Genomic DNA, 22417 nt, shown 5'->3' with positions numbered 1-22417 from the left:
GCATGAGGACGATGCTGGCAACGGCGGCGGTTCTCTCGCTGGTGGCAGGAACCGCGGCAGCGCAGACCCAGCCCCGCGAGCGTACCGACGCGCCGCCGATCAGCGCCTATAAGGTCATCCTGGTCGGCGATTCGACGATGGCGCCGGGCAGCGGCTGGGCGTCGATGTTCTGCGCCGAGCACGTCAAGTCGTCGATCGCCTGCCTCAACCTCGGCCGCGGCGGCCGCTCGACGCGCAGCTACCGTGCGGAAGGATCGTGGGATCTCGCGATCGCCGAGGCGAAGCTGCCCGGCTATCGCAAGACCTGGGTGCTGATCCAGTTCGGCCACAACGACCAGTCGGACAAGCCCGAGCGCTGGACCGACATGGCCACGGAGTTCCCCGCCAACCTCAAGCGCATGGTCGAGGAGGTCCGCGCGGCCGGCGCCGAGCCGGTGCTGCTCACGCCGCTGTCGCGCCGCGCATTCCGCGCCGGCAAGCTCGACAACACGCTCGAGCCATGGGCGGCGGAGGTGCGCAAGGTCGCGGCGGCCATGCAGGTGCCGCTCGTCGATCTCAATGCGCACAGCGCCGCGCTGGTGCAGAAGCTCGGACCGGTCGAGGCGACCAAGCTCGCGATGGCCGAGCCGCTGCCCGAGGAACTTGCCGCCGCCAAAGCAGGCACCACGCTCAAGCCGCGCACGGCGGAGGAGGCGCGCGTCCCCGATCCGGCGCCGACACCCAACGGTCCGCGCGGCAGCTATGGGCGCAAGTTCGACTACACCCATGTCGGCGATGCCGGCGCGCGCGTCTTCTCCGCGATGGTCGCCAACGACCTCGCCGCTGTCGTGCCGGAGCTGCGGGGCCAGCTCGTTCCCTGATCTCCTCCCCTGCCGGACCCGTTCTCTCCCCGGGCGGGTCCGGCCTTTTCTCGACTGGCCGGCCATACCCGGCATAATTGGTATATATACAGGTATTGATAAGTACCTTGACAATTGGCCGGCCACAGGCGCATCGGAAGGCATAACCATAATCGGGAGGGATGGATGATCGGGATCGTGCGGCACGACGGCATTTCGTCTGGAGCGTTGCTGCTGGCCGGGGTTGCCGGCGCTTGCCTCGCCATGGCGCAGCCCGCGCTGGCGCAGGATGCTCCGCCTGCAGGAAGCCAGGTCCCGGCCGATCAGCCCACCGAGGAGCAGCAGCAGGACATCGTCGTCCGCGGCATCCGCGAGACCATCCAGACCTCGATCAACGTCAAGCGCACCGAGACCGCGATCGTCGACGCCTTGAGCGCCGAGGACATCGGCGACCTGCCGGCGCTGTCGATCGGCGAGGCGATCCAGACGATCACCGGCGCCACCACCCACCGCGAGAAGGGCGGCGCGACCGAGATCGCGCTGCGCGGCCTCGGCTCCTTCCTCAGCAACACCACCTTCAACGGCCGGGAGGCGACCAACGGCAGCGGCGACCGCTCGGTCAACTTCAACCAGTTCCCGTCCGAGCTGATCAACGGGATCAAGATCTACAAGTCGCAGCAGGCGAACCTGATCGAGGGCGGCGTCGCCGGCACGATCGAGCTCGGCACGCTGCGCCCGCTCGACTATGGCAAGCGGCTGATCCAGGCCGAGGTCAAGGCCAACTACAATCCCTATGAGGACCGCATCACCGGCGCGAGCGGCTGGGGCTGGCGCGGCACGCTGAGCTACGTCGACCAGTTCCACGCCGGCGCGCTCGGCGACATCGGCATCGCGATCGGCGTCCAGCGCAACCAGGTCAACAATCCCGAGGAGACCTATGCGGCGAGCTCGACCTGGGTCGCCTGCGACCCGACGCGCCCCAGCACCAGCGCCTGCAACCAGGTGAGCCGCGAGCAGGCGGCGGCGGGCCGGGACTTCTACCTCGCGCCGAACTCGGCGACCTTCCGCCAGATCACCGAGGCGGACAAGCGCGACGCCGTCATGGGTTCGGTCCAGTGGAAGCCGTCGAGCCGGCTCGATATCAACCTCGACTTCCAATATTCAAAGCGCGACTACACCGAGGACCGCCACGACCTGAACATCTCGGAGGCGACCTACAACCTGCGCAACGTCCAGTACGACGACCAACATCGGCTGCTCTATGCCGAGGGCACCTCGTCGGTGGAGGCGAACGGTAACTATCTGACCCGCGACGAGAAATATATCGGCATCGGCGGCAGCGCGACCTGGCGGGCGACCGACCGGCTGACGTTGAACGGCGATATCTCCTGGTCGCGCACCGAGCGCGGCACGGTCGAGCGCTCGACGCGCCTGCGCACCGACCCGCTCGACCTCGACGGCCGGCGCACGGCGATCAACAACCAGCGCATCCCCTGGGTCTATGACGCGCGCGGCGGCTTCGCGACCGCGATCAGCTTCGATCCGCGCTTCAACGCCAACGATTGGTCGCTGTTCAGCGACGACGCCCGCTTCCGTCGCGACGACGAGGAGAAGACCGACGACATCATCGCCGCGCGCTTCGATGCCGGCTACGACCTCGACGGCTTCCTGAGCAAGATCGAGGCGGGGCTGCGCTTCTCGCACCGCCGCTACACCGCCTATGACGACCGCGTCGAGCTGACCCAGGACGACCGCGCCGTCGACCGCGCGGTCAGCCTCGCCTGCCGCCGTCCGTTCCCGCAGCGCGACTACCTCTCCGGCGCGCCCGTCCAGTCGATCACCAGCTGGGCGACCTACGACACGCTCTGCCAGTTCCGGAACTATCTCGGCACCGAGGATCCGGGCCCCAACGCCGATCTCCGCTCCGTCACCAACGCCGACGTGCGCGAGAACGTCTGGGCCGGCTATGTCATGGCGTCGTACAAGGGCTCGCTCGGCAGCCTGCCGGTGCGCGGCAATTTCGGCGTGCGCCTGATCGACACCCGCGTCACCTCGATCGGCCTGCGCGCCGGCCTCGACGTGATCCAGAACTCCGACGGCTCGATCCGCCTGGAAGAGAACGGTGACTTCGACAGCGTTCGCCTCACCAACCATTATTTCCGCGCGCTGCCGAGCATCAACGCCAACTTCGACCTCGCCCGCGACGTGATCCTGCGCGCGGCCGTCTATCGCGCGATGTCGCGTCCGGCGCCGAGCGACCTCGCTGCCGGCCGCTCGATCACGCTCGAGGACGGCACCGACTTCGACAATATCGCCGACGCGATCGACAACATCCTCGCGGAGGGCAGCCCCGGCCTCAAGCCGATCATGTCGTGGAACGGCGACCTCGCGCTCGAATGGTATCCGAACAAGGACACGATGCTGGCAGGCACGGTCTACTACAAGCGCTTCGCCGGCGGTTTCCTGCCGGTCGCGATCGACGAGGATTTCGAGATCGGCGGCGAGACGGTGACCGTGCCGGTCACCCAGCGCACCAACAGCGACGCGAAGAGCACCGTCTACGGCCTGGAGATCACGCTCGCCAACCGCTTCTCCTGGCTGCCGGCGCCGTTCGACGGGCTCGGCACCAAGATCAGCTACGATCATGCGCTGTCGAACTTCAAGAACTACGACATCCGCCTCGGCGACCTGCTCGACCCGGCGACCGGCGCGGTGACGCCCGGCATGATCCCGGCCGCCAACCTCAACGGCTATTCTAGGGACGTGCTGTCGGCGCAGCTCTATTACCAGATCGGCGGCCTGTCGCTGCAGGCGATCGGCAACTATCGATCGGGCTATTACCAGGACTTCGTCGGCGGCAACTCGCAGCTCCGCTTCGTCCGGTCGTCCGAGACGCTGGACCTGCGCGCCTCGTACAACATCAACCGCAACGTCTCGCTGCGGTTCGAGGCGCTCAACCTGTTCGACGAACCCAAGGTCACCGACATGCCGGTGCTCGGCAGCAGCCGCCAATATCACTATTACGGGTCGAAATACTTCATCGGCCTCCGCGTCCGCCTGTGAGGGAGAGCGGAATTGGTCTGTCACCTGCTTGATGTTTGATCCCGCACCGGTATGACAATCGCCCAGGCATAGGCGCCCAGGCATAGGAGGACGATCACAGGCATGGCGGAGCGCCGGCTCTTTCAGGAAATCGCGCAGCGTATCGCGGATCTGGTCGATCGCGGCGAGTTTCCGCCCGGCTCGCGCCTGCCCGGCGAGCGCGAGCTGGCCGAGCGCTTCGGCGTCAGCCGTGTCACCATCCGCGAGGCCGAGATCGCGCTGCAGGCGACCGGCCTCGTCCGCATCAAGACCGGCTCGGGCGTCTACATCACCGACGCCGCCACCACGCGGACGAGCGAGTTCCCGCCGATCACCGCGTTCGAACTCACCGAGGCGCGCTCGCTGTTCGAGGCGGAGGCAGCCGCCCTGGCGGCGCCGATCATCACCGACGAGCAGATCGCGCGGCTGGAGCGGCTGCTCGCCGAGATGTCCGAGGACGACGAGGAGGACAGCGGCCGCGCCACCGATGCCGACCGCGATTTCCACCTGACGATCGCCTCGGCGTCCGACAATCAGGCGATCATCCATGTGATCAGCACCCTGTGGCGGATGCGCACCGAGATCGCGGAGGTGCGCAACACCTACGCCACCGTCTGCCACCACGACGGGCCGACCCGGCACCGCGAGCATGTCGCGATCGTCGAGGCGCTGCGGGCACGCGACCCACAGGCGGCGCGCGTCGCGATGCGCCAGCATTTCAGCCGGCTGCTCGAGGCGATGATCGACGCGACCGAGCAGCGCGAGCTCCAGGAATTACGCCGCAAGTCCGAGGCGAGCCGCGCCCGCTTCCTGATGAGCGCACAGCTGTCCTGAGCCGGCGCATTTACAACCCCTCGTCGCCCCGGCGCAGGCCGGGGTCCACCGAGCCGCACGCTCTGGACCCGATCCTCTAACTCGTCGCTTGCGCGGTGGACCCCGGCCTGCGCCGGGGGTGACGGCCCCAGGGGCATCCTTATGTCGGTTGTTTTTATAAGATATATATGCTTTTAATGAGCAATCGTGGTGTTGAATCGATGTAACGGAGAGGTGATGAGCGACGGCAGCAATGGGAGCGGCACGAAGCTCAGGTCCCGTGCCTGGTTCGACAACCCTCACAATCCGGACATGACCGCGCTCTACGTCGAGCGTTACCTCAACTACGGCCTCAGCCTTGCCGAGCTGCAGTCGGGCAAGCCGATCATCGGCATCGCCCAGACCGGCAGCGACCTGGCACCGTGCAATCGCCATCATCTGGTGCTGGCGGAGCGAGTGAAGGAAGGAATCCGCGAGGCCGGCGGCATCCCGCTCGAATTCCCGACCCATCCGATCCAGGAGACGGGCAAGCGCCCGACCGCCGGCATCGACCGCAACCTCGCCTATCTGAGCCTGGTCGAGACGCTCCACGGCTATCCGATCGACGGGGTGGTGCTGACGATCGGCTGCGACAAGACCACTCCCGCCTGCCTGATGGCCGCCGCGACGATGAACATCCCGGCGATCGCGCTGTCGGTCGGGCCGATGCTCAACGGCTGGTACAAGGGCGAGCGCACCGGATCGGGCACGATCGTGTGGAAGGCGCGCGAGCTGCTCGCGGCCGGCGAGATCGACTACAAGGGCTTCATCGAGCTGGTCGCCTCCTCTGCTCCCTCGACCGGCTTCTGCAACACGATGGGCACGGCGACGACGATGAACTCGCTGACCGAGGCGCTCGGCATGTCCCTGCCCGGCTCGGCGGCGATCCCCGCCCCCTATCGCGACCGCCAGCAATGCGCGTGGGAGACCGGGCGCCGGGTCGTCGAGATGGTTCACGCCGACCGCAAGCCCTCCGACATCCTCACCCGCACCGCCTTCCTCAACGCGATCCGGGTGAACTCGGCGATCGGCGGCTCGACCAACGCGCCGATCCATCTCAACGCGATCGCCCGCCACATCGGCGTCGAGCTGACGCTGGCCGACTGGGAGGAGCATGGCGCCGACGTGCCGCTGCTCGTCAATCTCCAGCCGGCCGGGGAGTATCTCGGCGAGGACTATTATCGCGCCGGCGGCGTTCCGGCGGTGATGGGCGAGCTCCTTCGCGCCGGCCTCATCGACGGCACCGCGCTCACCGCCAACGGCCGCACCGTCGCGGATAACGTGGCGGACGCGCGGATCGAGGACGAGGCGGTGATCCGCCCGCTCGCGGCCCCGCTCAAGCCCGCGGCCGGCCTCACCGTGCTGTCGGGCAACCTGTTCGACGGCGCGGTGATGAAGCTGTCGGTGATCTCGGACGAGTTCCGCGCGCGCTACCTGTCCGACCCCGCCGACCCCGAGGCATTCGAGGGCCGCGCCGTCGTGTTCGACGGGCCCGAGGACTATCACGCGCGCATCGACGATCCCGCGCTCGGCATCGACGAGCGCACCATCCTGATCATGCGCGGCGCCGGCCCGATCGGCTATCCCGGCGGCGCCGAGGTCGTGAACATGCGCCCGCCCGCCGCGCTGATCCGCGCCGGCGTCCATGCCCTGCCCTGCATCGGCGACGGCCGCCAGTCGGGGACGAGCGGCAGCCCGTCGATCCTCAACGCCGCGCCCGAGGCGGCCGTCGGCGGTGGGCTCGCGCTGGTGCGCACCGGCGACCGCATCCGCATCGACCTCGGGCACCGCCGCGCCGACATGCTGGTCGACGAGGCCGAGCTCATCCGCCGCCGCGCGGAGATGACGGATGTCGAGGCTCGCCTGATCCCCGAATCGCAGACGCCATGGCAGGAAATCCACCGCGACATCGTCGGCCAGTTCGACACCGGCGCGGTGATCGAGAGCGCCGTCAAATATCAGCGCATTGCCCAGACCCGCGGCCTGCCCCGCGACAGCCACTGACCAGAAAAGAGGACAAGAGGATGACCGCGTTCCGCCCGATGACGATCCGTTTGCTTGCCGCCGCCGCGACCGCCGCGCTCGCGCTCGGCGCCGCCACGCCCGCCGCCGCGCGCGATCTTTGGACCAAGGCCGAGGCGAAGCGCTGGTACGATGCGCAACCCTGGCTGCTCGGCGCCAACTACGCGCCCGCGACCGCGATCAACCAGCTCGAGATGTGGCAGGCGGACAGCTTCGACCCCACGACGATCGACAAGGAGCTCGGCTGGGCCGAAGGCCTGGGCATGACGACGATGCGCGTCTTCCTCCATAATCTGCTGTGGGAGAACGATCCGGAGGGCCTCAAGAAGCGCATCGACACCTTCCTGACGATCGCGGCCAAGCACAAGATCAAGCCGATGTTCGTGCTGTTCGACAGCTGCTGGGATCCGAACCCGGTCGCCGGCAAGCAGCATCCGCCGATCCCCGGCGTCCACAATTCGGGCTGGGTGCAGGGCCCGGGCGCGGCGCGGCTCGCGGACACCGCCCGGTACGACAAGCTCGAAGCCTATGTGAAGGACATCGTCGGCAGCTTCGCCAACGACAAGCGCGTACTCGCCTGGGACGTGTGGAACGAGCCCAACAACGAGGGCGGCGGCAATTACAAGCCGACGCCGAACAAGAAGCAGCTCGTCGCCGGCCTGCTCGGCAAGGTGTTCGACTGGGCGCAGTCGGCCAATCCCAGCCAGCCGCTGACATCGGGGCTGTGGATCGGCGACAGCTGGGACCGCGCGGAGACGCTCGACGCCGTCGAAAAGATCCAGATCGCCCGCTCCGACGTGCTGACCTTCCACGACTACAATTGGCCGGAGAAGTTCGAGCAGCGGGCGCGCCAGATGCTGAGCTACGGCCGCCCCGTCATCTGCACCGAATATATGGCGCGCGGCGCGGGATCGACCTTCGACGGCTCGCTGCCGATCGCCAAGCGGCTCGACATCGGCATGGTCAACTGGGGCTTCGTCGACGGCAAGACCCAGACGCGGCTGCCGTGGGACAGCTGGAAGAAGCCGTACACCTTCGACGAGCCGACCGTCTGGTTCCACGAGGTGCTGCGCGCCGACGGCACGCCCTATCGCCAGGCCGAGGCCGACATGCTGCGCGCCTACAGCGCGGCGCCCAAGGGCGTGGTGCCGTCCCCGTCCCGAAAATAGGTGCACTCGAGTTCGATCAGGCCCCCATGCACGACTTTTCTAAGCCCCTCCCCTTCAGGGGAGGGGTTGGGGTGGGGCAGCGCCGCAAGCAGATCGCCCGTGGATAGGCCCCACCCCAATTCCTTTCCTGAAGAGGAGGGCCTTGCATGTCCTAACGATTTCAATCGGACGCTCCCGCATCCGACCATAAATAATACTTGTCATATAAATCAATTTAAGACATAGTGAGAATCCATAATGGCCCGAACGGGCCCCGTAGGGAGGAGAGTATTATGATCCGCAAATCCACGTTGCTCGGCGCGTCCTCGGCCGCAGTCCTGCTGTGCGCTTTGGCCGCTCCTGCGCTCGCGCAGACCGAGCAGACACCCCCGCCCGCCCCCGCCGCAACCGGCGATCAGGCGGACACGTCCGAGGACATCGTCGTCACCGGCATCCGCGCCAGCCTTGCTCGCGCCGCCGAGATCAAGCGCGACGCCGCGCAGGTGGTCGATTCGATCGTCGCGCAGGACATCGGCAAGTTCCCCGATCCGACCACGGCGGCGGCGCTCCAGCGCGTGCCCGGCATCCAGGTGACCGTCGGCTCCAACAACGAAATCGTCAATCCGCGGATCCGCGGCCTCGACGACATCCTGACCACGCTCGACGGGCGTGAGATCTTCACCGCCGAAGGGCGCGGCTTCGCGTTCCAGGACCTGCCGGCCGAGGCGCTGGCGCGCGTGGACGTCTACAAGTCGAACACCGCCAACCTGATCGAGGGCGGCGTCGCCGGCACGATCGACCTGCGGCTCAACAAGCCGTTCAATTACAAGGACCCGACCTTCGCGGTCAGCGGCAAGCTCAACTATGCGTCGAACGCCGAGAAGCTGAGCCCGCAGATCAGCGCGCTCGCCACCGACCGCTGGGACACCGGCATCGGCGAGATCGGCGTGCTGCTCAACGTGTCGTGGTACGACATGAAGTTCAATCGCCCGGTCAACTATGTCGCGGAGCGGCGCTCGGGCGACCATCTGAATGGCGGCGATGGGTACGCGATTCCGATCTCGACGGGCGGCCTGAACGAGTTCGGCAGCTACTCGCGCCCGCAGGCCAACGGTTCGATCCAGTGGCAGGCGTCACCGGAGCTGCAGCTCTATGTGGACGGCCTCTATTCGGCCTATCGCGGCAAATTCTCGACGGCATTCTACGAGTATCAGTTATTCAATTCGGATAGCGTTTCCAATATCAGCACCGACGACAACTGCTTCACCGCACGGGTGAACGACGACGGGTTCAACGCCAATTCGGGCCAGATCCTGAACAACGAATACACCGACCGGCAGCTCTGCAATCTGACGTCCGGCCAGTTCCACAACACCAACTCCTTCACCAGCACGCAGGCGAAGAATCACAAGACCGACAGCTATCTCGCGGCGTTCGGCGCGAAGTATGACGCGGACCGGGTGCACCTGGCGCTCGATCTTTCCTATCAGGAATCGATCGTCAACAATGAGACGTTCATCGTCGACACCGGCAAGAAGGTGGATTCGGTGTCGCTCGACCTCAATCGGTCGGATCATTCGCCGGTGGTGACTGCGCCCGGCAATCCGATGATCGATCCGACGGGCTACACCTTCTTCAACGGCCTGTTCCAGGACTATCTGCGCGCGAAGGGCGACCTGTTCGCCGCCAAGCTGGACGGCAGCTACGATGTCGGCGGGATCATCAAGACCATCGAGTTCGGCGGCCGCTATGCCGATCGCGGCGCGCTGTTCCAGCAGGTACAGCTCGGCGTCGGCGCCCCGGGCGGCTCGGGTAACGTGCCGGTCACCGCGGCAGGCGTTCCGAGCGATTTCTTCGTGCGCGCGCCGGGCATTCCCCAGATCAACGGGGGAGCGCCGTTCCTGATCCCCAGCCGCTCCTATCTGCTGTCCGACGAGGGACAGGCCCTGCTGCGCGACTATTTCGGCGCGCCGGAGGGCCAGCCGCCGTTCGATCCGACACGGCGGTTCGAGGCGAACGAGAAGACCTATGCCGCCTATGCGCAGGTCGGATACGAGATCCCGCTCGGCGGCGCCATCGGCGTCGACGGCAAGATCGGCGTCCGCTACTCGCGCACCGATCGCGACATCACCGGTACCGGCGTGGTCGACGGCGATCCGGTGACCACGACCGCCAGCACCAGCGACACCGACTGGCTGCCCAACGCCAGCGCACGCATCAAGTTCGGCGGCGGCCTCCAGGCACGCTTCACCTACGCCAAGACGCTGGCGCGGCCGCCCTTCGGGTCGCTCAACCCCGGCCTCAACTACATCGTCTCGACCAACCCCAACATCCGCAACGGCGGCTCGGGCGGCAATCCGGACCTGCTGCCGCAGATGTCGGACAGCTTCGATGCCACGCTCGAATATTACTGGTCTTCGGGCTATCTCGCGATCGGCGGCTATTACCGCAAGATCAAGAACCGCATCGTGAACGGCGTCGATGTCGAGACGATCGACGGAATCGAATACAACATCTCGCGGCCGCGCAACGTCGGCCGGGCGAAGCTCAAGGGCATCGAGGTCAGCGGCCAGACCTTCTTCGATTTCCTGCCGGGCGACCTCGCCGGCTTCGGCGCGTTCGGCAACTTCACCTATGCCGACAGCGAGATCGGCGTGGGCGACGACCTGTCGGGCTTCCCGCTCCAGGGCGTATCGAAGTACAACTTCAACCTGGGCCTGCTGTACGATCGTCACGGCATCTCCGGCCGCGTGGTCTACACCTATCGCTCGAAATATTTCGACGAGGACCGCAGCGGCGCCGGCGACGTGCGCCCGGTCGGCACGGAGACCTGGCTGAACTACGTCCGCCCCAACGGCCGCCTGGATTTCAGCCTGGGCGTCGACGTGACCCGCAACCTCACCCTGACGGTCGAGGGGACCAACGTCCTACGCTCGCGCTACCAAAGCTACATCAACAACAGCTATTTCATCCGGGACACGCGTACCGACGACAGCATCTACGCGGTCGGCTTCCGGGCGCGCTTCTGATGCGATGGCGGGGCATGGCGGTGGCGGCAGTTCTTGCCGCCACCCCGGCTCATGCGGACAATCCGCAGTTTCGCGGCGCCGATCCGCATGCGATCATCATCGGCAGCGAACTCTGGGTGTTCCCGACCGGCGGCCCCAGCGGGAGCTGGAGCGCCGGCCGGTTCGGCGCCTGGTCCAGCGCCGACCTGGTCCATTGGAAGAGCCGCGGCGTGCTGATCCGCCGCGACGCGATCAAGTGGATCGGCGACGACGGCGCGGCGGAGCATTTCCTGTGGGCGCCGGCCGTCGCGACACGAAACGGCAAATGGTATCTCTATTATTCGGTGGGTCCACAGAACCCGACGCCGAGCCGGATCGGCGTCGCCGTCGCCGATCGTCCGGAAGGACCTTATCAGGACAGCGGAAGGCCGCTGCTGACCGGCGGCAACGGGTTCGAGGCGATCGACCCGATGGTGTTCGTCGATCCCAGGACGCAGACGCCCTATCTTTATGCAGGCGGCAGCGCCGGCGCCACGCTCCGCGTGTTCGAGCTCAAGCCAGACATGGTGACGATCGCGCGCGAGATAGCGGTCGAACAGCCGCCCCAGTTCACCGAAGGGGCGTTCATGCATGAACGGAACGGCCTTTATTATCTCTCCTACAGCCACGGCAAATGGAATGGGCCGAGTTATTCGGTCCATTATGCCACCGCGCCCTCTCCGACCGGTCCTTGGACCTATCGGGGCCCGATCCTGACCGGCGACAAGAGCCATCAGGGGCCGGGCCACCACAGCTTCGTCCAGCGCAACGGCGAATGGCTGATCGTCTATCATCGCTGGGAACGGCCGCCCGGCGAAGGTCCCTATCGAGGCGAACGCCAGGTCGCGATCGAGCCCATCCGCTATGCAAGCGACGGATCGATCCTGCCGGTCAAAATGACGGACGGAGCGGATTCGCCGCGCTGATCGAGCGAGCCGCGGCAATTGCTCCGTCGCTTATTCAAGGAGCCCACCATGCACATCGATCGTCGCAACCTGCTGATCGGAGGAGCCAGTGCCGCCCTCGGTGCGGGCGGAGCCGGCCTCGCCTTTGCGCAGAGCATGTCGCCCAATTCGCTCAACGCGAAGCTCACTGGCGACCTGACGCCAATCCATGATCCGGTCATCATCCGTGAAGGCGACACCTATCACGTCTTCGGCTCCGGCGGATGGAGCAAGCGGCCGTCGGTGACATGGCGCGTGTCCAAGGATCTGGCGAACTGGCGCGATAACGGCGATCCGTTCGATGCCGTGCCGGCCTGGGCAAAGGCGGCGATCCCCAAGGCCGAGAGCATGTGGGCGCCCGACATCTCCTATGTCGATGGCCGGTTCCGCCTCTATTATGCGGTCTCGACTGGCGGCAGCATGCGCTCTGCGATCGGCTTCGCCACGACGAAGACGCTCGATCGGAGCTCCCCGGACTATGGCTGGACCGATCACGGCATGGTGATCGAGACCTTCGAAGGCGGCACCTACAACGCGATCGACGCCAATTTCGTGATCGACGCCGAGGGCAATCACTGGCTTGCGTTCGGCAGCTACTGGAGCGGCCTCAAGCTGATCCCGCTCGACAAGGCGACGGGCAAGCCCCGCCCCGGTGACAGGACGATCCACTCGATCGCCTATCGCCCCGCGCCCACCGGCGGCGACAATCCCATCGAGGGCGCCTTCATCATCCGCCGCGACGGCTGGTACTATCTGTTCGCCAGCTACGACTATTGCTGCAGGAAGGAAGCGAGCAACTATTACGTCGCCGTCGGCCGGGCGAAGCAGGTGACCGGCCCCTATGTCGGCCGCGACGGCAAGGCGATGATGGATGGCTACGGCACTGCGGTGATCGTCGAGCGGCCGTGGGCGTCCTCACGCTGGCGTGGCCCCGGCCATTGCGGCCTGTATCACGACGGGAACCGCGACCTGATCGTCTACCATGCCTATGACACCGAGCATGGCTCCGCTCCCACCCTGCGCATCGCCGAGCTCAGCTGGAGCGCCGACGGGTGGCCTTCGGCGCTGACCTGATCTCCGCTCGCCGACTCACCGAATCGGGCTCCTGCGAAAGCAGGAGCCCTGGATCAGGGGCGTGTTGCTTGCGGCCAGAGCTCCTGCCTTCGCAGGAGCACTATCCGCGCGTCTGCCGCGCTTTGATAGGGAGAGAGCATCTCCCTCGGAGCTACCGATAGTGGCTTAACTCCGAGGGGAAGAAATGGTGGGCGCGGCTGGGATTGAACCAGCGACCCCTGCGGTGTGAACACAGTGCTCTACCACTGAGCTACGCGCCCGAAACGGGAAGCGGGCCTTTAGGCGGGGGCGGACCGGCTGTCCAGCCCCCAGCCCGCGCAGCCCATCGATTAAATCAGTTCACCGAGTCCTTGAGGCCCTTGCCGGCCTTGAACTTGGGCTGGGACGAGGCCTTGATCGTCATCGGCTCGCCGGTGCGCGGGTTGCGGCCGGTCGAGGCCTTGCGCTTGCTGACCGAGAAGGTACCGAAGCCGACGAGGCGCACTTCGTCGCCCTTCTTGAGCGCGCTCGCGATCGCGTCGAATACCGCTTCCACCGCGCGGCTGGCGTCGCCCTTGCCCAGACCCGATGCGTCGGCGACCTGTCCGATCAGTTCCTGCTTGTTCATGCCCTGGAATCCCCCTTACCTGGTACGCGGAAAAGAATCGCGGCCGCTGGCCGAACGGCCAATAAGGCTCGCGCCATCGGCTGAGTCAAAGGATTTTCGGCATCTTTCCGGCTGAACGGAGCCGAAACGATGCCGAAATCCTCAGTGGTGCAAAGCCTCGCCCGCCGGCGGCACGCCCTGCGGCGGTTGCGTAGCAAGCTCGTCAGCCTCGCTCCAGTCGATCGGCGTGACGGGTTCGACCAGCGCCAGACGCAACACCTCGTCGACATGCTTGACCGGAACGATCTCGAGCCCTTCGAGGATGTTGTTCGGGATCTCCGCCAAATCCTTCTCATTCTCGACCGGGATCAGCACCGTCTTGATGCCGCCGCGCAGCGCCGCGAGCAGCTTTTCCTTGAGCCCGCCGATCGGCAGCACGCGGCCGCGCAGCGTCACCTCGCCGGTCATCGCCACATCCTTGCGCACCGGAATGCCGGTCAAAGTCGACACGATCGAGGTGACCAGGCCGATGCCCGCCGACGGCCCGTCCTTGGGCACCGCGCCCTCGGGCAGATGGACGTGGATGTCCTTGCGGCCGAACAGGCTCGGCTTGATACCGTAGCTCGGCGAGCGCGCCTTGACGAAGCTGAAGGCGGCCTCGACCGATTCCTTCATCACGTCGCCGAGCTTGCCGGTCGTCTTGATCGCGCCCTTGCCGGGCACGGTCACGCTCTCGATCGTCAGCAACTCGCCGCCGACCTCGGTCCAGGCGAGCCCGGTGACAGCACCGATCTGATGCTCCTCCTCGCCGAGGCCATGGCGGAACTTCTGGACGCCCGCGAACTCGGCGAGATTGTCCGGCGTGATCGTCACGCTCTCCGCCTTCCCTTCCAGGATGCGGCGCAGCGCCTTGCGGGCGAGCTTGGCGATCTCGCGCTCCAGCGTGCGCACGCCCGCCTCGCGGGTGTAGCGCTGGATGAGCGCGCGCAGACCCTCCTGGGTCAACGTGAACTCACCCTCCTTGAGCCCGTGCGCCTCGACCTGCTTGGCGATCAGGTGACGCTCGGCGATCTCGACCTTCTCATCCTCGGTATAGCCCTCGAGCCGGATGATCTCCATGCGGTCGAGCAGCGGCTGCGGCAGGTTGAGAGTGTTGGCCGTCGTCACGAACATCACGTCCGAAAGATCGATGTCGATCTCCAGATAATGGTCGTTGAACTTGTTGTTCTGCTCCGGGTCCAGCACCTCGAGCAGCGCCGAGGCGGGATCGCCGCGGAAATCCTGGCCGAGCTTGTCGATCTCGTCGAGCAGGAACAGCGGGTTCGACGTGCCGGCCTTGCGCAGGTTGGTCACGATCTTGCCCGGCAGCGAGCCGATGTAGGTGCGGCGGTGGCCCCGAATTTCTGCTTCATCGCGCACACCGCCTAAAGATTGACGGATAAATTCGCGGCCGGTGGCCTTGGCGATGCTCTTGCCGAGCGACGTCTTGCCGACGCCGGGCGGGCCGACGAGGCACAGGATCGGGCCCTTGAGCTTGTTGGTGCGGGCCTGGACCGCGAGATATTCGATGATCCGGTCCTTGACCTTCTCCAGCGCGTAATGGTCCTCGTCGAGGATCGCCTGTGCGGCGGCGATGTCCTTCTTGATCTTGGACTTCTTGCCCCACGGCAGCCCGAGCAGCACGTCGAGGTAGTTGCGCACCACCGTCGCCTCGGCGCTCATCGGCGCCATCGTCTTGAGCTTCTTGAGCTCGGCGGTCGCCTTGGTCCGCGCCTCCTTCGACAGCTTGAGCGTCGCGATCTTCTGGGTCAGCTCGGCGACCTCGTTGCCGTCGCCGTCCTCGCCCTCATTGCCCAGCTCGCGCTGGATCGCCTTCAACTGCTCGTTGAGGTAATATTCGCGCTGGGTCTTCTCCATCTGGCGCTTGACGCGCGAGCGGATCTTCTTCTCGACCTGCAGCACGCCGAGCTCGCCCTCCATGAAGGCGAACACCATCTCCAGCCGCTTCTGTGGGTCGGTCTCGACCAGCAGCGCCTGCTTGTCGGCGACCTTGACCGCGATGTTGCCCGCGACCGCGTCGGCGAGGCGCGACGGCTCCTCGAGCTCGGACAGCTGCACCGCGGTCTCGGCCGGCAGCTTGCGGTTGAGCTTGGCGTAATTCTCGAACTGCTCGACCACCGAGCGCATCAGCGCCTGGAGCTCTGCACTGGCCACCTCGAGCGTGTCGTCGCTCTCGACCGCGCTCACCGTCGCGGTGAGGTAGCCCTCGGTCGTCTCCAGCGTCTCGAGCTTCGCGCGCTCCTTGCCCGCGACCAGCACGCGCACGGTGCCGTCGGGCAGCTTGAGGAGCTGCATCACCTCGGCGGTGACGCCGACATCATAGAGGTCGTCGCGGCCGGGATCGTCCTCGGACGGATCGAGCTGGGCGATCAGCAGGATCTCCTTGTCCCCCGCCATCGCGGCTTCGAGGGCCGCGACCGACTTGTCGCGGCCAACGAACAGCGGCACGATCATATGCGGGAAGACGACGATGTCGCGCAGGGGAAGAACGGGGTAGGACTGTTTCATGGAAACTCCGGGTGGCCCAGAACCGGGCCGATTTCCTGCTTTATATGGTGCCGATGCGGATCGCATCAATCCGCCGTTAGAACTATGACGCGCCTTCGCGCCCACCATCGTTGAAACCGAAAGCCTTCTCCATGCATCTTCGCTCCTTCGCCGCGCTGGCGCTGCTCACCACCTCGCTGACCCCGCAGCTCGCCGCGGCCGAGAAGGGCAAGCCCGAGGTCACCGCGCTGACCCAGCGATCGGGCGGGCCGGTCGATCCCGAGCAGGCGAAGCTGCAGCTCGACACGGTCGACCTCGCGATCGAGGTGTTTCCCGACAAGGAGACGATCGCCGGCACCGCCACCCTCGCCTTCACCGCCAAGGCGCCGCTGACCCGGCTGCTGATCGACCTCGACCGCAACCTGCCGGTCAGCGCGATCGAGATCGACGGCACGCCGCTGAAGCCCGGCGCCTGGACCAACCCGGAAGGGCGTCTGTTCGTCACCCTGCCGGCGCCGATTCCCGCGGGCGGCAAGGTCACGGCCAAGCTCACCTATGGCGGCACCCCGCACGTCGCGATCCGCGCGCCCTGGGACGACGGCATCGTCTGGGCGAAGACGAAGGACGGCCGGCCGTGGATCGCCACCACCAGCGAAGGGTCGGGCTGCGACCTGTTCTGGCCCTGCCTCGACATGCCGAGCGGCGAGCCCGAGCGGATGGACCTTCACATCACCGTGCCCAAGGGGCTCAAGGCGCCCTCCAACGGCGTGCTCAAAGGGGTCGACACGCTGCCCGACGGCCGCACCACCTGGAACTGGAGCGCCAAGCACCCCAACACCTATGCGATCGCGCTCAACATCGCGCCCTATGAGCTGATCGAGGGCGACTACAAGAGCCGCTTCGGCAACACGATCAGGATGCAATATTGGTATCTGCCGGGCGAGGAGACGCAGGCCAAAGGGCTGTTCGCCGAGTTCGCACCGACGCTCGATTTCTTCGAGACGCTGATCGGCCCATACCCGTTCGGCGACGAGAAGATGGGCGTGGTCGAGACGCCGCATCTCGGCATGGAGCACCAGACGATCAACGCCTATGGCAACGGCTACAAGAAGGCGGCGGAGGGCTTCGACTGGCTGTTCCAGCACGAGTTCAGCCACGAATGGTTCGGCAACCAGCTCACCGCCGCCAACTGGGACGATTACTGGCTGCACGAGGGCTATGGCGCGTACATGCAGCCGCTCTACGGCCTGTGGCGCGAAGGCCAGGCCCGCTACGCCGCGATGATGGCGACCCAGCGCACCGGCATCCGCAACAAGGCGCCGATCGTCTCCGGCCAGGTCCGCACCGAGGAGCAGGTCTATGACGAGGACAAGGGCGGGCCCGGCGGCGACATCTACAACAAGGGCGCGTGGATGCTCCACACGCTGAGGAACCTGATCGGCGACAAGGCCTTCTTCGAGGTGACCACCCGGGCCGTCTACGGCCGTCCCGATCCCCGGCCGGGCAATTTCAAGCCGCGGTTCGGCTCGACCGCGGAATACCGCCGGATCGTCAACGAGGTGACCGGCAAGGACTATGGCTGGTTCTTCGACGTTTACCTCAGCGAGGCGGCGCTGCCCGACCTGGTCGAGAGCCGTAGCGGCGACACGCTGACGCTCGCCTGGAAGACGCCGGGCGACCGCCCCTTCCCGATGCCGGTCGAGGTGCAGATCGGCCTGGACGGACCGGTCAAGGTCGTGCCGATGACCGGCGGCAGCGGCACGCTGGCGGTTCCCGCCGGCGAGCACATCATCATCGATCCCGCCGCGAAGATCCTCCGCCGCTCGCTCGCGATCGAGGCCGTGCAGGCGCAGCGGCAGGCGGAGGCGCAATAGTCTTCAAGGTTGGGTGAGCCGCCATCGGCTGCCGTTGGCAGCCATCCTGCTCGGATGGAGGCCGAGTCGGTGCTCCTGCGAAGGCAGGAGCTCAGGCCGCAAGCGGCACGCCCGGCAATCCAGGGCTCCTGCCTTCGCAGGAGCACGATTCCACCTCATCCAGGGGGCCGCATCCCTTCCCGTTGCGGCCCGATCGCTGCGCCGCTATATCGCCCGCGTCGGAAAAGGCAGACTTGGTTTGGTAAGCCCAAGTCCTTTCGGTAACGAAAGCTCTGGTCTCTGGCCTCGTGCATGAGATCCCCACGACGAACATCGGACGCCGCCCGGCGCCCCCATGTTCGTCCGTGTGGGACTCGCATCCGAGGAACGCTCCGGTCGAACATCGACGAAGGAGCGTTTCATGCACGATCCCTATCCCGACCCCTATGATGTCGTAATCGCCGGAGCCGGCCCCGTCGGCCTGTTTCTCGCTTGTGAGCTGCGCCTCTCCGGCCTCTCGGTCCTGATTCTGGAGCAAGGCGAGGACCCGCACTCTCCCTTGAAGCGACTTCCGTTCGGGATGCGCGGCCTTTCTGCGCCCACCCTCGAAGCCTTTTACCGTCGCGGATTGCTGGACGACATCGTCACAGCCCAGCGCGCGAACGATGACGCGGGGGGCCGCACCCCGGCTGAGGCACATTGGATGCAGCAGCCGCGCCGTCCCGGAGGCCATTTCGCCGGCATCCAGTTCTATCACGACGACATCGATACTTCGGCATGGCGATATCGCCTGCCGAGCCCGGCCGGCACCGGCATGGCGGTCGAGATGGAGACACTCGAATCCGTTCTGGCCGCGCGAGCCATTGCGATGGGGGTCGAGATCCGGCGCGGCATGGCCGTCGAGGGCTTCGATCCTTCGGACGAGGAGGTGACCGTCCGCGCCGCCGGACAGACCTTCCGGGGACGCTGGCTCGTCGGCTGTGACGGCGGCCGCAGCACGGTGCGCAAAACGGGCGGCTTCGGATTCGCCGGCACCGATCCCGAGTTCACCGGCTATTCCATCGATGTCGAGATGGCCGATCCGGACGGGCTTCGCCCGGGGCGCCACTATACGCCGACGGGCATGTATACCTATGCACGGCCAGGGGTGATCGCGATGGTAGACTTCGACGGCGGCGCCTTCCACCGAACCCGTCCGGTCACGCTTGACCATGTGCAGGCAGTGCTGCGCCGCGTTTCGGGCACGGATATTACCCTGACGGCTCTCCGGCTCGCCACCACCTGGACGGATCGTGCCTGCCAGGCGACGGCCTATCGCAGGGGACGGGTGCTGCTCGCGGGCGATGCCGCGCATATCCATTCTCCTCTCGGAGGCCAGGGGCTCAATCTGGGGCTCGGCGACGCGATGAACCTGGGATGGAAGCTCGCCGCCACGATCCGCGGCGACGCACCGGCCGGCCTGCTCGACAGCTATATGACCGAGCGGCACCCGGTAGGGGCCCAGGTCCTCGACTGGTCGCGGGCCCAGGTCGCGCTCATGCGGCCGACGCCGAGCACCCGTGCGCTCGAATCGATCATCCGCGATCTCATCGAGACCCGTGACGGCGCGACCTACTTCGCCGAGCGCGTGTGGGGCGTTTCCCTCCGCTACGACCTAGGCGGCAACCATCCGCTGGTGGGCCGCAGCGTCCCCGATTTCGAACTGGCCGACGAGACGAGGGTCGGCGATCTGCTGACCGAAGGGAAAGGCTTGTTTCTGGACTTCGACCCTCGCGCGCCGCTTCAAGCCCTCGCAAGGCGCTGGAAGGGGCGGATCGCCTATATCGCGGCCGACGCCAAGGATCGGCTCGGCCTGAGCGCCGTGCTGGTGCGCCCCGACGGTTTCGTCGCCTGGGCCAGCGAGGCCGCCGCCGACGATGAGGACGCCGCTCGGGCCGCTTTGCGATGGTTCGGCCAACCTGAGGCACATAGGCCCGCCTAGCTCCTCCGATGCCGCTCGCACGGCGCACCATGACGCATTTGTCATTTGCGCAGCGCAGCATCGTCGCCTACATGGCCACCCGCGGACAGCAGCGTCCGTAGTCCGAACCCCCGAGGGGATCATGTCCAACAACGACCAAAGTCGATCGAGATTGCCCGCCGGGCCTCGCCGTTGAGCTGATCCTGTCGGCTCACCGCGACGGTCCGAGCGGGCCGTCGAAAGCGAGGTGAGCCATGAACACCACCATCCGTTTCCTCACCCAGTCCTGGCGCCGCGACGGCGTGCGCCGTGACGCCAACGAGCTGTTCGCCGAGCGCCTGACCTTCGGCGAGCGGCTGGCCGACCGTGTCGCCGCGATCGGCGGTTCTTGGGGCTTCATCATCGGTTTCGGCCTGTTCCTCGGCCTGTGGGCGGTGACCAACACCGTCCTGCTCGGGGTGCGGGCGTTTGACCCCTTCCCCTTCATCTTCCTCAACCTGATGCTGTCGATGCTCGCCGCGCTGCAGGCGCCGATCATCATGATGAGCCAGAACCGCCAGGCGGCGAAGGACCGGCTCGACGCACGGCTCGACTATGAGACCAACCTGCGCGCCGAGGCGCAGATCGAGGCGCTGCACGAGAAGATCGACGCGCTCACCGAGACGGTGATGCGGCTGATCCTCGAAAACAAGGCCGCGTGACGCCGCCGCCCCTGGAGACCGCAATGGACCCCGACAGTCAACCTAGCCCGAACTCCCGCGCAGCGACCGGCTGACCTTCCTGGTCCGGTGCTGCCACCGCAGCAACCGGAAGGACAGACCCATGCTGACAGCCTTCGGCCGGCATCACGACCGGCTCGTTCCCATCGACATCGACACCCCCGGCGCCACCGCGCCGCTCTGGATCGACCTCGACGCCCCCTCCGATGAGGAGGCCGAGCTCGTCGCGCGGCGCTTCGGAATCGCCGTCCCGAGCCGTTCCGACATGGACGACATCGAGCCGTCCTCGCGCCTCTATCGCGAGGACGGCGTCGCGTTCATGACCGTGACGGTAGTCACCAACGGCGACGGCAAGTCGCCCGTCACCTTCGCGCTCGGCCGCGAGGTGCTGGTGACGGTGCGCTATGCCGATCCCACGCCGTTCGGCAATTTCGTGCACAGGCCGCACGCAGCCGACGCCGCGATGAGCGCCGAGACGGTGATGACCGGCCTCGTCGAGACGATCGTCGACCGCATCGCCGACACGCTGGAGCAGATCGGCGGCACGCTGGACGGCGTGTCGCGCGAGGTGTTCGCGGGCGGGCCGAGCAACCCGACCGCGAAGACCCGCGACCTCCAGGCCATCCTAGAGCAGATCGGCCGCGCCGGCGACCTGCTCACCCGGCTGCGCGAGAGCCTGGTCGGGCTCAACCGCCTGCTCAGCTTCCACGGCGCCCACGCCGCCACCTCGAAGCCGGCGCGCGAGGCGCGGGCGCGGCTCAAGACCGTCCAGCGCGACGTGCTGTCGCTGACCGATCATGCGGGCTTCCTGTCGGCCAAGGTCAACTTCCTGCTCGACGCGACGCTGGGGCTCATCAACCTCGAGCAGAACCAGATCATCAAGATCTTCACCGTCGCCTCGGTCGCCTTCCTGCCGCCGACGCTGATCGCGTCGCTCTACGGCATGAACTTCGAGATGATGCCGGAGCTCAAATGGAGCCTCGGCTATCCGTTCGCGATCGTGCTGATGGTGCTGTCGGCGGCGATCCCCTTCGCCTATTTCTCGCGCCGGGGTTGGCTGTGATCCGCGCCGGCATTCTCGCGGTCGTCGCCACCGTCTGGGCGCTCCCGGCCTCGGCGAGCGGCGGCGCGCATGTGGTCGACGATGCGGCGGTGGAGATCGTCGGCACCTGCCATCTGGAGAGTTGGGTCAGCAGGACTGGGCGGCAGAGGGTCCTCGTCAACAGCGCGCCGGCATGTACCTTCCGTATCCTGCCGCGCATCGAGTTCGGCGGTGCGCTCCAGCGCGAATGGCTGCGGGGCGAGGATGCGCGCACGCTGGCAGGCCCCAGCATCAAGCTGCTGCTCGCCGCTCCGTCTCACGGGCCGTCGCTTGCGCTGGTCGGCACCGCCGCGATCGACACCCGCTCCGGCGCTATTGCCACTGCGTCCGTGATAGCGCCGGTGACGTTCACGCTGTCAGGCCGGACGCGGCTCAACCTCAATGCCGGCTGGACGCGCACCGGCCGGCGCGACGCCGCATTCTACGGCGCGCAGGTCGAGCATGCGGTCAACGAGACGCTGGCGGTGATGGTGGAGGCGTATCGCCTCGGCGGGGCGACCGGTGTCCAGAGCGGGCTGCGCTGGACGCCGAAGCCGGGCCGGATCGACGTCGACCTGCTCGTCGCCCGCGAGACCAACCTGCCGCCGCGCTTCACCTTGGGGCTTACGGTGCGGGCTTAGGGCGGATCAGCATTCAAATCCTC

General features: G+C 66.7%; 15 protein-coding genes and 1 tRNA gene. 13 read left to right on the top strand and 3 right to left on the bottom strand.

The window, feature by feature from the left end:
- Positions 1-2 precede the first annotated feature (2 nt).
- The 8 genes from AC2YHA_RS03685 (at position 3) to AC2YHA_RS03650 (ending at position 13007) form a co-directional block, all read left to right on the top strand.
- Positions 3-860 carry a rhamnogalacturonan acetylesterase gene (locus tag AC2YHA_RS03685; RefSeq protein WP_233782817.1) on the top strand — a complete coding sequence of 286 codons (858 nt, stop codon included), beginning with the start codon at positions 3-5 and terminating at the stop codon, positions 858-860.
- A 165-nt stretch (positions 861-1025) separates the two neighbouring features.
- Entirely contained in the window at positions 1026-3902 is a 2877-nt protein-coding gene (locus AC2YHA_RS03680; RefSeq protein ID WP_487400408.1) for a TonB-dependent receptor, read from the top strand.
- A gap of 102 nt (positions 3903-4004) precedes the next feature.
- On the top strand, positions 4005-4754 hold the full coding sequence (locus AC2YHA_RS03675) for a FadR/GntR family transcriptional regulator (RefSeq protein WP_233782819.1): 750 nt from the start codon (positions 4005-4007) through the stop codon (positions 4752-4754).
- 216 nt (positions 4755-4970) lie between these two features.
- A complete protein-coding gene (locus AC2YHA_RS03670; RefSeq protein ID WP_487400407.1) occupies positions 4971-6776 on the top strand; it encodes an IlvD/Edd family dehydratase in 1806 nt (601 codons plus the stop codon).
- 20 nt (positions 6777-6796) lie between these two features.
- Entirely contained in the window at positions 6797-7963 is a 1167-nt protein-coding gene (locus tag AC2YHA_RS03665) for a cellulase family glycosylhydrolase (protein WP_487400406.1), read from the top strand.
- Positions 7964-8235: 272 nt separating this feature from the next.
- Positions 8236-10971 (top strand): TonB-dependent receptor, encoded by a 2736-nt coding sequence (locus tag AC2YHA_RS03660; protein ID WP_487400405.1) that lies wholly within the window; start codon positions 8236-8238, stop codon positions 10969-10971.
- Positions 10971-11915, top strand: coding sequence for a family 43 glycosylhydrolase (locus tag AC2YHA_RS03655; RefSeq protein WP_487400404.1), 945 nt, complete (start codon positions 10971-10973; stop codon positions 11913-11915). Before AC2YHA_RS03660 ends, AC2YHA_RS03655 begins: the two co-directional genes overlap by 1 nt.
- Positions 11916-11963: 48 nt before the next feature.
- Entirely contained in the window at positions 11964-13007 is a 1044-nt protein-coding gene (locus AC2YHA_RS03650) for an arabinan endo-1,5-alpha-L-arabinosidase (protein ID WP_487400403.1), read from the top strand.
- A 185-nt stretch (positions 13008-13192) separates the two neighbouring features.
- On the opposite strand, the gene AC2YHA_RS03645 is transcribed toward AC2YHA_RS03650, so the two are convergent.
- From AC2YHA_RS03645 to lon, 3 genes are all read right to left on the bottom strand, one after another.
- Positions 13193-13267, bottom strand: a tRNA-Val gene (locus AC2YHA_RS03645).
- A 74-nt stretch (positions 13268-13341) separates the two neighbouring features.
- The gene (locus AC2YHA_RS03640; protein WP_233782825.1) at positions 13342-13614 is read right to left on the bottom strand and encodes an HU family DNA-binding protein; all 273 of its coding nucleotides are present in this window, start codon (positions 13612-13614) and stop codon (positions 13342-13344) included.
- 141 nt (positions 13615-13755) lie between these two features.
- Positions 13756-16161: an endopeptidase La gene (gene lon, locus AC2YHA_RS03635; protein WP_487400402.1), complete on the bottom strand. Its 2406-nt coding sequence runs from the start codon at positions 16159-16161 to the stop codon at positions 13756-13758.
- A 131-nt stretch (positions 16162-16292) separates the two neighbouring features.
- On the opposite strand from lon, the gene AC2YHA_RS03630 reads away from it, so the two are divergent.
- From AC2YHA_RS03630 to AC2YHA_RS03610, 5 genes are all read left to right on the top strand, one after another.
- Positions 16293-18014 carry a M1 family metallopeptidase gene (locus tag AC2YHA_RS03630; RefSeq protein ID WP_487400401.1) on the top strand — a complete coding sequence of 574 codons (1722 nt, stop codon included), beginning with the start codon at positions 16293-16295 and terminating at the stop codon, positions 18012-18014.
- Positions 18015-18414: 400 nt separating this feature from the next.
- Complete coding sequence (locus AC2YHA_RS03625) at positions 18415-19974, top strand: FAD-dependent monooxygenase (RefSeq protein WP_487400400.1); 1560 nt, start codon at positions 18415-18417, stop codon at positions 19972-19974.
- Between the two features lie 233 nt (positions 19975-20207).
- The gene (locus tag AC2YHA_RS03620; RefSeq protein WP_487400399.1) at positions 20208-20654 is read left to right on the top strand and encodes a DUF1003 domain-containing protein; all 447 of its coding nucleotides are present in this window, start codon (positions 20208-20210) and stop codon (positions 20652-20654) included.
- Between the two features lie 121 nt (positions 20655-20775).
- On the top strand, positions 20776-21735 hold the full coding sequence (locus AC2YHA_RS03615; protein ID WP_487400398.1) for a magnesium transporter CorA family protein: 960 nt from the start codon (positions 20776-20778) through the stop codon (positions 21733-21735).
- On the top strand, positions 21732-22394 hold the full coding sequence (locus tag AC2YHA_RS03610) for a hypothetical protein (RefSeq protein ID WP_487400397.1): 663 nt from the start codon (positions 21732-21734) through the stop codon (positions 22392-22394). Before AC2YHA_RS03615 ends, AC2YHA_RS03610 begins: the two co-directional genes overlap by 4 nt.
- The last annotated feature ends 23 nt before the right edge of the window (positions 22395-22417 follow it).

Source organism: Sphingomonas sp. SRI_018, from assembly GCF_057586275.1.
This window is presented reverse-complemented; position numbering and strand designations above follow the sequence as displayed.